The sequence below is a fragment of the Brumimicrobium aurantiacum genome (assembly GCF_003402975.1).
Lineage (GTDB): Bacteria > Bacteroidota > Bacteroidia > Flavobacteriales_D > Crocinitomicaceae > Brumimicrobium > Brumimicrobium aurantiacum.
In genome coordinates, this window is the sequence record NZ_QURB01000001.1 from 614,415 (window position 1) to 625,768 (window position 11,354).

Annotated in this window: 6 protein-coding genes and 1 tRNA gene; 4 read left to right on the forward strand and 3 right to left on the reverse strand. The window is 32.3% G+C overall.

Annotated elements, in window-relative coordinates; all coding sequences use genetic code 11:
• Positions 1-26: 26 nt before the first annotated feature.
• Positions 27-3,380: a hypothetical protein gene (locus tag DXU93_RS02720; protein WP_116879704.1), complete on the reverse strand. Its 3,354-nt coding sequence runs from the start codon at positions 3,378-3,380 to the stop codon at positions 27-29.
• 253 nt (positions 3,381-3,633) lie between these two features.
• On the opposite strand from DXU93_RS02720, the gene gltX reads away from it, so the two are divergent.
• From gltX to DXU93_RS02740, 4 genes are all read left to right on the forward strand, one after another.
• On the forward strand, positions 3,634-5,166 hold the full coding sequence (gene gltX, locus DXU93_RS02725) for a glutamate--tRNA ligase (RefSeq protein ID WP_116879705.1): 1,533 nt from the start codon (positions 3,634-3,636) through the stop codon (positions 5,164-5,166).
• A 1-nt stretch (position 5,167) separates the two neighbouring features.
• Positions 5,168-5,521: a dihydroneopterin aldolase gene (gene folB / locus DXU93_RS02730; RefSeq protein WP_116879706.1), complete on the forward strand. Its 354-nt coding sequence runs from the start codon at positions 5,168-5,170 to the stop codon at positions 5,519-5,521.
• Between the two features lie 87 nt (positions 5,522-5,608).
• Positions 5,609-5,679, forward strand: a tRNA-Cys gene (locus DXU93_RS02735).
• A 161-nt stretch (positions 5,680-5,840) separates the two neighbouring features.
• Positions 5,841-6,662 (forward strand): universal stress protein, encoded by an 822-nt coding sequence (locus tag DXU93_RS02740; protein WP_116879707.1) that lies wholly within the window; start codon positions 5,841-5,843, stop codon positions 6,660-6,662.
• A 108-nt stretch (positions 6,663-6,770) separates the two neighbouring features.
• Here the strand turns inward: DXU93_RS02740 and DXU93_RS02745 are convergent, their stop codons facing one another.
• Positions 6,771-10,661 (reverse strand): adenylate/guanylate cyclase domain-containing protein, encoded by a 3,891-nt coding sequence (locus DXU93_RS02745; RefSeq protein ID WP_116879708.1) that lies wholly within the window; start codon positions 10,659-10,661, stop codon positions 6,771-6,773.
• A 34-nt stretch (positions 10,662-10,695) separates the two neighbouring features.
• The gene (locus DXU93_RS02750; protein ID WP_116879709.1) at positions 10,696-11,205 is read right to left on the reverse strand and encodes a ferritin; all 510 of its coding nucleotides are present in this window, start codon (positions 11,203-11,205) and stop codon (positions 10,696-10,698) included.
• Positions 11,206-11,354 lie beyond the last annotated feature (149 nt).

Below are 11,354 nucleotides of genomic sequence, written 5' to 3' on the forward strand. Positions count from 1 at the left end.
ATAATCTATATATCAAACAGAAGACATCAATTAACATTCAAAAAATAAGCATTGGCTTTCTCCTTGTAATACTTGCTAAAAGAAGGATCTAATGTTCTAAGTAACTCAATTTGTTTTTCTTTTTGTTTCTTATACTCCAAAAACTCAATTTGGTTACCATTCTCTACATTTTTTCCTGAATTACTTTCTCTTTTTTCATCTAAACCTCTTTCTTGCATCGCTTTCTCGCTCTCCAAAAGTCTTGTCATAATGCGTTGTTGACGTTCAATCAATTCAGCGTTCCACTCTTTATTTATTAGTTTATTTTCTTGCTCTTCTAGCTCTTTCATCAATTCATTCAACTTATTTCCATCTCCGCTACCATCTTTATTCATTTGGTCTTTCAATTCCTGTAGTTTCTTTTGCATAGCATTTTGTTGGGCTGCCATTTTTGCTGCTTGTTGGGAATTCATTGGCAACATTCCTCCTTGCTTACCACCAGGTTTATCGCCACCAGGATTTGATCCTTTCTTCATATTTTCTAATTGTTTTTTCAGCATTTCTTTCATGCCTTCAACATCATTAGGTGCACCTTGACCTGGCTTTCCTTTTCCAGGACTTCCTTCCCCTGGTTTATCGCAACTTTGGTTTCCTTGCATTTGAGCCATGCTTTTCTGTGCATTCTCCAACGATTCATTTAAAAACAATGCCAAATTATTTAAGCTCGTCATAGCAAACTGTTGTTTAGTTTGAAGTTGAGAAGATTCTCTTTCACCAATATGAGTAGGTATATATTTGTATTGTTTTTCTAATGTAGAAAGCTCTTGTTCAATAAAGGATGACACTTTCGTTAAACGGTCAGCTAAACTTCGTAGACTATCTTTAATTGGATTCAGATTATCCATAATGCTACGTTGTTCTTTTCCTAAAGCAACAAATTGTGGATCGTATTTACCAGTTTCTCTAAAGGATTGCATATTCTCTTCTTGGTCGAAACTTAATTGCATGAGATTTTCTAATAATGCACGTAAAGCTTCTATATCTTCCTGTTTTTGTTTTTGCTGACTAGACTGCATTTGAGCAGACATTTGAGAAGCCATTTCCTCCATCTTTTCGCTAGCATTTTCTTGTTTCTCTCCAGCAGAAGACTTCTTACCATTCTTTAAATCATCAGAAGCATCTTTCATTTCTTTCTGAACATCCTCACCTGATTCTTCTAAATCTTCTAGTTGAAAAGGTCGCTTTAATTCCTCGTTTTTCTTCAACATTTCTTCTAAGTCCTTCTGAACATTCTCAAATTCTTTCTTTAAATCCTCTTGTTCTTTAGCACCTATATCTTCTTCCTTATTTCCGGATTCAAGATCATTTTTTAAATCCTCTTGTTTCTTGGCTAAATCTTCTAAAGATTTTTGAAGATCTTCTACTCGTTCTTCTACATCCATCTTTTTCAACATTTCCATGGTACGATCTAACTGACGATCCATTTCTTCGGCAGACATTTCGCTTTCTTCCATTTTCTCTAGAAGATTTTTACTGTCGTTCTGCTTCATCATTTCTTCTAGTTCCTTCAATAATTCTTCAAGTTCTTCATCCATTACAGACTCCATTAATTTTTCAAGCTCTTTTTGCTTCTCTATTAATTTTTCATCCATAGGACTCAACTTAGATTTCTCTTCAAAGGAAGACTTCATTTTATTCTTCAATTGCTCTAAACGTTCCTTTAATGACTTTTGATTTTCTTGAAGATTCTGCATTTGTTTTTGTTGTTGCCATGACGAACTTTTAGAATTAGACATTTCCTTTTTTAATTGATTGATTTGATCTTTAAAATCTTTTGTTTCTCGAATCAATTCTTTTAATTCCTCTTTGGCATTGTCTGTTTCCTCATTACGTTTCTCTTGCAATTCATTTAAAGAAGGTGTTTTATATTGATACACATTTGACTTTGTAGATTTAGGTCCATTAACTCCATCGTTATCAAAAACAGTGAAGAAATAAGAAACTTGATCTTCTAAAGACAGATTTAATTGACCAATATCAAATGTCATAGAAAAAGGTGATTCCTTTCCACTTATTCCAGGAACAGATATAGATTCATTAATTTCTTTACCATCCTTCTTGCGAATAGTATAATTAAAAGTTACCCGTGATAAACCATGATCATCTTGAACATTACCTGAAAAATAAACTTTAGTTTTTTGAACTGAATCATTTCTTGAATTCAATGAAATACGCGGAAATTCGTCCTTAACAACATTAATAAAAAATTCAGTGGTATCTAATGTTTCGATTTCTTTGTTTCGCAAAATGAAAGATAAAACGGAAGTCTCTTTAGCAATCTGAGAAAATCTAAAACCAGCAGCATCACTAAAATTAAAAACTGTATCTCTTGCATGAACTGAAAGTGATTTTGTATTTTTTGTAATTCCATTCCATGTAACTTGAGTACCTTCTGGTAAAATAAGATCACCAGGATTATCAATCGTTTCTTTTGCGCGATTTAAATACGAAGGATAAGTTAGATCGACATTTAAATGTCCTAAAGAAGTTCTTTTTACAACATCAATGGAATAGTTTTCTGAAATAGCATTAATCGCTTTAAAACGAAAAGATAAATCGTTATTAAGATTTGAAAAGGTAAATGCAGCTTTATTTTTTGCCGTTTTTTCCATTAAAAAGGTTCCTTCCTCACTTTCAATATACACGCGATCAGGCAATGCTTTACCAGGATTAGGAGTCAACAAAACTTCAATCTGAATAGGATTTCCTTCTTCAACAATAAGTTCATCATTTACAATTTCGAAAGTATAATCTGGAGCGACAGTAAATACTTGGTCATATTTTATTAAACGTTGAGTACTATCCGTCAGAAAATTTGGCGCTACGATTCCTATTAAAACAACAGTGGTTAGTACAGGAATAAAATACCTTAGAAATTTTTTATTCGCTGAATAATCTATTGCAGAAGTAAAAGTTAAAGTATTGAGTTGAGCTGAATTTTGAGCTATACTTGCTTTAAGAAAATCAATATTCTTAGGATTAGCGGAAGTTGATTCTTTCAGTTGAAGTGTATTCAATAATTTATCATTTACGTCAGGAAAAAAATCACCGATAATATGAGCAGCCTGAAATCGACTTATTCTTTTTCCGAAAGAAAATAATTTAGACAATGGAACTATAAAGTATTTGAAAAGAACAAAACCGTTCAATACGATAAAAGAAAAGAATAAAACACCTCGAATAAAAGAATTGAAACGACCTATATATTCTAAACCACTTATCAATAAAAAAGTAGATAGAAAAATAATGGCAAAAAGGAATAATCCTTTAATCATTAAATTCTTGTAATACTTACGGATAAATGCATCCACTTGGTTTATTAAATCATCGAAAGCTCCCATTTTGAATGTCAAATTGAATTTAAAGTAATTATAAGTAAAAAAAGCATTAACAGCATAAGAATACCTTGTAAGTCAACGAAAAAAACATCAATAAGTTTTCTATGAAGACAATGAAATCCGTGAAAAAATTAAAAAATCGAAAAGAAAGAACAAAAAGAGAAGGGGAGAAGTAAGAAAAATAAAATCAATTTTTAAAGAGAACTATGGATAAAGGCAATGTAATCAATTATCTTTGCATAAAAATTTAGAATTTATGTCAGATAAATCAGTTCGCGTAAGGTTTGCGCCATCACCAACCGGTCCTCTACACATGGGAGGAGTTCGTACTGCATTATATAATTATTTATTTGCAAAGAAACATAACGGTACATTTATATTAAGAGTAGAAGATACAGATCAAACAAGATTTGTTGAAGGAGCAGAAGAGTATATTATGGAAGCTCTAAAATGGTGTGGAATTACTCCAGACGAAGGTCAAGGTATTGGAGGTGATTATGGACCTTACAAACAATCTGAACGTCAAGCAATTTATAAACCATATGCAGAGCAATTAATTGCAAATGGAAAAGCGTATTATGCATTTGATACTTCAGAGGATTTAGACAAAATGCGTAAGCAAGCGATACAAATGAAAATGCCGAACTGGCAATACAATTCAGTAACGCGAACTTCAATGCAAAATTCATTGACTTTACCAGAAGATGAAGTTCAAAAAAGATTGGCAAATGGAGATCCTTACGTTATTCGTTTCAAAATGCCACGCAATGAAGATGTAAGATTTGAGGATGAAATTAGAGGATGGGTTGTAGTAAACACAAACAATCTTGATGATAAAGTATTATTTAAGAGTGATGGAATGCCAACTTACCACTTAGCAAATATTGTAGATGACCATACAATGGAAATTTCACATGTAATTAGAGGTGAAGAATGGTTGCCATCAGCACCGCTTCACGTTTTATTGTATGAAGCTTTTGAATGGGAAGCACCAAAATTTGCGCACTGTCCATTGCTTTTACGCCCAGATGGAAACGGAAAATTATCTAAAAGAGATGGAGATCGATTAGGTTTCCCTGTTTTCCCTATTGATTGGTTTACGGCAGACGGAGAGAAATATTCAGGTTATAGAGAACAAGGATATTTGGCTGGTGCGTTCACCAATATGTTAGCTTTCTTAGGGTGGAATCCTGGTACGACTCAAGAGATTTTTTCATTAGAAGAAATGGTTGAAGCATTTTCTTTGGAAAGAGTAAGTAAGGCAGGAGCAAAATTTGATGCAGACAAAACGAAATGGTTCCAACAACAATATTTACGAGCTGCTTCAGAAAAAGAATTAACAAACTTACTGCGTGAAGAAGTTGGAGATGAAATTAAGGACATCAGCGATGAGTATATTGCTCAAGCATGTCATTTAATGAAAGAAAGAGCAACATTTGTTGAGGATATTTATTCAGAAGGAGAATATTTATTTAAAAACCCAACAGAGTTTGATGCAAAAACTGTGAGAAAAAAATGGAAAGATAACGCAGCTGAACTTATTACAGCATGGCGCGAAGCACTTTCTAAAATCGAAAACTTTGATGCAGTAACAATAGAAGAAACTTTCAAAGCATTCCTTGCAGAGAAAGAACTAGGTATTGGTAAAGTATTGCCATTATTTAGGCTTGTAATCACAGGAAAAGGAATGGGACCGAGTATGTTTGAAATTACTGCATTATTAGGCAAAGAAGAAAGTTTACAAAGAATCGATGCCAATACACCAACAATTGTAAAATTGAAAGATTAGTATGCAACATACAATTGAGGTTAACGGAATAAAGCGTTATGCTTATCACGGATGTTTGGAAGAAGAAGGTAAAATCGGTGGACATTACACGGTGGATGTGTCTATTGTTACTGATTTTACAGCTTCCTTTGCTTCTGATGAATTATCAGATACAGTAGATTATGTAAAAATTAATCAAATTGTTGCAGAGGAGATGGACATCCGTTCTAAATTGATTGAACATGTCGGATATAGAATTCTTCAAAGATTGCAGAAAGAAATTGATGGTGTAATTCATTCTAGAGTTAAAGTTATTAAACATTGTCCACCAATTGGAGGAGATGTGAACGACGTTGCAATTATTATTGAACAATAACCTATTCATTTAGAGCTGTGTAAGTAAAAACTCAAAATTTCTAATTCTAGAAACAAAAAATATTATTATATTTGCAGTCCAATTAATGGTCCTGTGGCCGAGTGGCTAGGCAGTGGTCTGCAAAACCATCTACAGCAGTTCGAATCTGCTCGGGACCTCAAAAGCTCTTAACTTCAAAAGTTAGGAGCTTTTTTTATTTAATTCCCTTTCAAATAATATAATTAGTCAGTTAAATTTAGTATATTAGAAGTGCTGAAAGCGTCACAGGTAACAAACATTTGTTATTTTTGTTGTGAGCTATATAAACCATATACTAATTATGTCCGACAAAAGTTTTATCGTTCCTCACGATTTTTCAGAGGTAGCAGATTGCGCTTTAAACCACGCAATTACGACAGCAAAAGTTGTTAATGCTAAGGTATACATCCTTCATGTTGTTTCTAAGAACAAAGAGATTTCTGGAGCAGAAAAAAAACTGAATGAAGTTATTGCATCACATGAAGCAGTAGAAGTAGAGTTAATCCCAAAAGTGAGGGTAGGAACGATCTTTGAAGATATCGGAGATTTTGCTGCAGAACACCACGCTGAATTAATCTTTATGGGAACACACGGAGCTTCAGGATGGCAACACATTTCAGGTTCACATGCATTGAAAGTAATTACACATTCAACAGTTCCATTCATTATTGTTCAACAAAAACCATTAGGCGAAAATGGATACGATGATATTGTTGTTCCACTTGATTTACATAAAGAAACTAAACAAAAGTTAGCAATCGTTGCTTCAATGGCGAAATTCTTTGAATCAAGAGTTCATGTAATTACTCCAAATGAAACTGATGAATTCCTTAAGAACAAAGTAACAGCGAACATTCTATTCTCTAAGCGATTCTTCGAAGAAAGAGGAATTGAGATGACTGCTACTTTAGCGCCAAGTAATGGATTTGATAAGGAAGTTGTAAAATTAGCCATTGAAAAAGATGCTGATTTAATTGCAATTATGAACCAAAATAAAAGTAACTATCTAGGTGCTTTTGGATCAAATTATGAACAGTACATGATTACCAACGATGCTGAAATACCAACATTAGTGGTAAACCCAATAGAAACACCTTATGGAAGTAGTGTTTTGTTTTCATAGACAGTAAAAAAATTAAAAAAAAGACCGTTAATGACGGTCTTTTTTTTGGTCTATACTTTCCTATCATTAAAATGATTAGCTCACTAAAAAAGCGATTTAAAGATAAATCTAATCCTTGTAATTATAGGTTTTCAATTTCTGTTTAATCTCTTCCAGATTTTTACGTTTTTTATCGAGTCTTGTTTCTATAGATGTTTTGGTGAAGTAGCGATGCTTCGTTAAAAATTCAACTTGCATTTCATCCCATTTTCGGTCGCTATCTATTTTTCCATGCTCACGTAATTCTTTTCTCAAACGATCAGCAATTTCATGAAAATCGTCACGACCTAAATAATCTAAATCAGCATCACAAATTATCTCCTCCAATTTGTCTTTTGGTTTATGCGGTACTTGTGTCACAAAAATCAATTCTTTTATGCGCTCAATATGTACATCTGTATAACCAAATTTAGGCAATATTTCCGCGGCCAAACGTGCTCCAATAGGCTCATTTCTTTCATATTGTTCAATAAAACCAGCGTCATGATAAGATGCAGCAGATTTTAATAGGAATAAATCTTCATCTGTAATTCCTTCACCAATAGCAATACGTTCAGCTTGACGGGTAACATCCTTAGAATGTTCAAAAGAATGGTAATGTAATTTATCACTTAATTCCCGACGTAACTTAGCCATTATAAAACGTTCGGCTTTATAATAATTGATTTTACTGAAATGATGTAAATTAACAAGTTTATTGAAAGATTTATTAGGTTTGATTCCTAAACCGCCTATTGAAAGTTCTGGTTTAATTGAAATTACTTCATACATCATGATTTTAACACCACTTTTGGTTGCTACCTTTCCAATCTGTTTACATTCAAAATAGGGTTCAATATGATCAAATGTGTCTTGTGAAACAGCTATGCGCTCAGGTTTACATAATTGCTCCATTCTTTGTGCACGATTAACCGTATTACCCCATACATCATAAGCATAACGCTTTGTACCAATAACACCAGCAGAAACAGGTCCTGTATTAATTCCAATACGTAATTGCCAATATGGTTTACCAAGCTTAATCTGTTTTTCCTTAAAATCGAGCATATATTGCTTAATTTGTACAGCTGCAAGTGTTGTATTAATCGGATTGGTTTTATTTCGAATAGGAACTCCTCCAGCACACATATAAGCGTCACCAATAGTCTTTATTTTCTCCAAATCATGTTTTTCAATAATTTGATCAAACTTTCTAAAATGCATGTCTAAAATTGAAACAAGATCTTTAGCATCCATCACTTCAGCAATTTTAGAAAATCCAACAAAATCTGTAAACATGATGGAAACTTTACTAAAATCTCGTGCAGCTGAACGACCATCTTTTTTTAATTGACTCGCTGTTTCTTTTGGTAAAACGTTGTTCAGTAAACGTTCAGTTTTATCTTTCTCTCTTTCTAATTCTTCTGTTTGTTCTACAAGTTTTTCTTTTTGCTGTTCGATTTTGGTATTCATTTTACGTAACTCACGCGTACGCTCAGCAATTTTTAATTCTAATCTAACTTGCTGCCTTCTTTCTTTGTCAATACTTTTTCGAACACTATACAATACTATTAATCCAATAAAAATTGCAATAATGCTATAAAACCACCAGGTAAGCCAGAAAGGTCGTTCAACCTCTAAAGTGATATGCGCAGGAGAAACCGACCAACTTCCATTCGTATTTCTAGCATATATGTACAATTCATAAGTCCCTGGAGCTATACTGGTAAAACGTAACTCATTAGAAGCACCCAATTCTTCCTCCACTTCATCATCACCACTCATCACGTATTTATATTCAATACGATCAGGATTACTAAGGTCATTGGCAAAGAACTTAAGTTTAAGACTTCTTTTATTATAAGGAATTAATAAATGCTCAGTAAATGCAATACTTTGAGATAATAGACCGTCTTCAGAAGGAAAAATAGCTTCATTTTCTAATTCAATTCCTGAAAAATAAACACGTAGGTTTTTATTGACATTAAATGCTTCTGAGGGTTTTATGTAATTAAATCCTTGAATTCCACCAAAGTATATTTCGCCGGTTTTAGAAACAAAACTAGCACCAGAGTTTAATTCATTTGACATTAATCCATCTTTCTCAGTGAAAGTGAAAAACTCATCGTTTTTAATATTTAAAGCAACAACACCTTTATTTGTGGATAACCAAAGGTATTTTGGTTGATCTGCAATTCCTTCGACACAATAAATTACATTATTGGTAAGTCCTCTCTTTCGATCGTAATGTGCAATATCTTTTGAAACAGCATTGTATTTAAACAATCCATCTCCCATAGTTCCAAACCAAAATTCATTCTCTTTGGTTATAAAAACATCTGAAAAATAATTTTTTGCTACCGCATTTAGATGTGCAAACTTATTTTCTTTAAAAGCAATCAGTTCGTCATTGATGTTCTTAATCAAGTAAATACCTCCACTTGCAGGTGCAGAATAAAAATTTCCTTTTTCACTAAAAATTAAACGACATGGACCAGGTCCAATTGTATTTTTCTTTCCTTCCTCATGTCGAAGATATTTGAAACTTTGTTTATCATAATCAAATAATGCAACACCAGCCTTTGTACCAATTAAAAACTCACCTTCATTTTCAAATTTTAAAATCGAATAGGTAATATCAAAATCCCTAGCTACAGAATCATCATGTTCAAACTTTGTAAAATTATAATTACTTCTATTGAATGGATCTATTTCTAATAAAAATAAGCCATCAGTACAACCAACTAAAAGCTTGTTTTCCGAGAGAACATGAACATTCAAGGTTGTTTGACTTTCATGATTACTTCTGTAATAATGAACATAATTATGACTTGTCCTATCAAAAGACGTTACTCCATGATCTGCAGCGATATATAAAAATTTCTGATCAAGAGATTCATCAAAACCCCAAATATTTTGAGAAGGTAAACCTCGTGTTAAATCAACAGAAATTCCTACACCTTTAAAACCTAAAAATTCAGGATTAAAACTACTTAATCCACTTTGACTGGTAATCCAAATAACGCCTTGATTATCTTTAAAAAGTCCAGTTAATTTATTAGAAACAATAGCTCCTTTTTGAAAGATATCTGCTACGTAATTAACAATATTAATACTGTCATTGATATTCTTTGACAATTGATATAAACCAGAGTTTTCTGAGGCTACTAGGAGTCTATCTTCTGATAAATATAATGCATCTACAATGTTTATCCCCTTCAAAGATGAAAACATATCATTTAAAGGATGAAAATAACGTTGTGTTGGATCTAAAAATTGAACACCCTCATTTGTAGCAATAACAATTTCATGATGTGGTGATTCAATTAACCCATTTATAGTAAAACTCTCTTGATTGTATGATTTTGGAAGAATAATGTTCTTGTTATAGAAAACCAAATCAGTGATCAGAACACCTTCAAATTCACTCACTACAACTAGTGATTTTCTAATGATAGTAATATCTACAATCCGCGAATCAAAAGTTTTATCATCAACAAGGTTAAAAGTTTCATTATTAGGATTAAAAGAATAAACTTCACCATAAGAAGTTCCAAGCCATAGTAATCCATTCTTATCCTGAGTAATAGAATGAATTTCTATTCTTTGATCTGATAATTGAAATGAGGAAAATTTTACTTTTAAAGGATTGTATTTTGTCAGTCCATTATTGGTACCAAACCACATATTTCCTTGTCGATCTGTATAACTTGTATGAATAAATTCATTGGAAATATTGTAGCCTTTAGTTGAGGAATAAACTTCAAAGTTCTTGCCATTAAAGCGGTTGATACCGTCTTGGGTACCCAACCAAAGCGCACCTAATTTGTCTTGTACAATACACGATACTGTACTTTGAGAAAGTCCATCATTGATGGTATAATTTTTAAACTGTATATGATCTTGGGCCTTTATATTTAACAAAGGACAAACCAAAATCACATACAGTAAAAATAAATGAAAATTTAATTTTTTTTTCATTTAAAATAGTGTCTAAACACTTTTTAGGATTTTTCTAAGCTGTTTCAGCATCTGCACCACTAGAGCTTTGCATATCTCTATCAAACAAGTATAAACCACCTTTATCGTTACCGATTAATTTAAGTTTATCTAAGATATTTCTTGCCAAAGCTTCTTCTTCTAATTGTTCAGAAACATACCATTGCATAAAGTTATGCGTTGTATAATCTTTTTCTTCAAGACAGGCACCAACTATGTTATTAATACTTTCTGTAACTTTTACTTCGTGCTCTAATAAAGCTTTAAAAATCAACTCCATAGAATCGAAACTTACATCTGGTTTATAAATCGCAGGAATAATTGCTTCACCACCACGTTCATTGATAAATTTTACCAATTTCAACATGTGTTCTCTTTCTTCATCACTATGTGCATACAAGAAAGATGCTGTACCATTGAATCCTTGGTTTTCTGACCAAGAAGCCATTGATAAATACAATTGACTAGATGAATATTCTTTTTCTATTTGATCGTTTAATAATTTTTCTATCTTTTTATTCATAATAATAAGGTTTTAAACAAAAATACGAATTATTAACAACTATAAATACCCCTTTAACAGAATGGAATTGTTCTAATTAAAAATAAGTATTAACTTACTCATAATACGAGAGTGTGTTAATTAGAAATTAATTACATTTATATTTGAAGTAA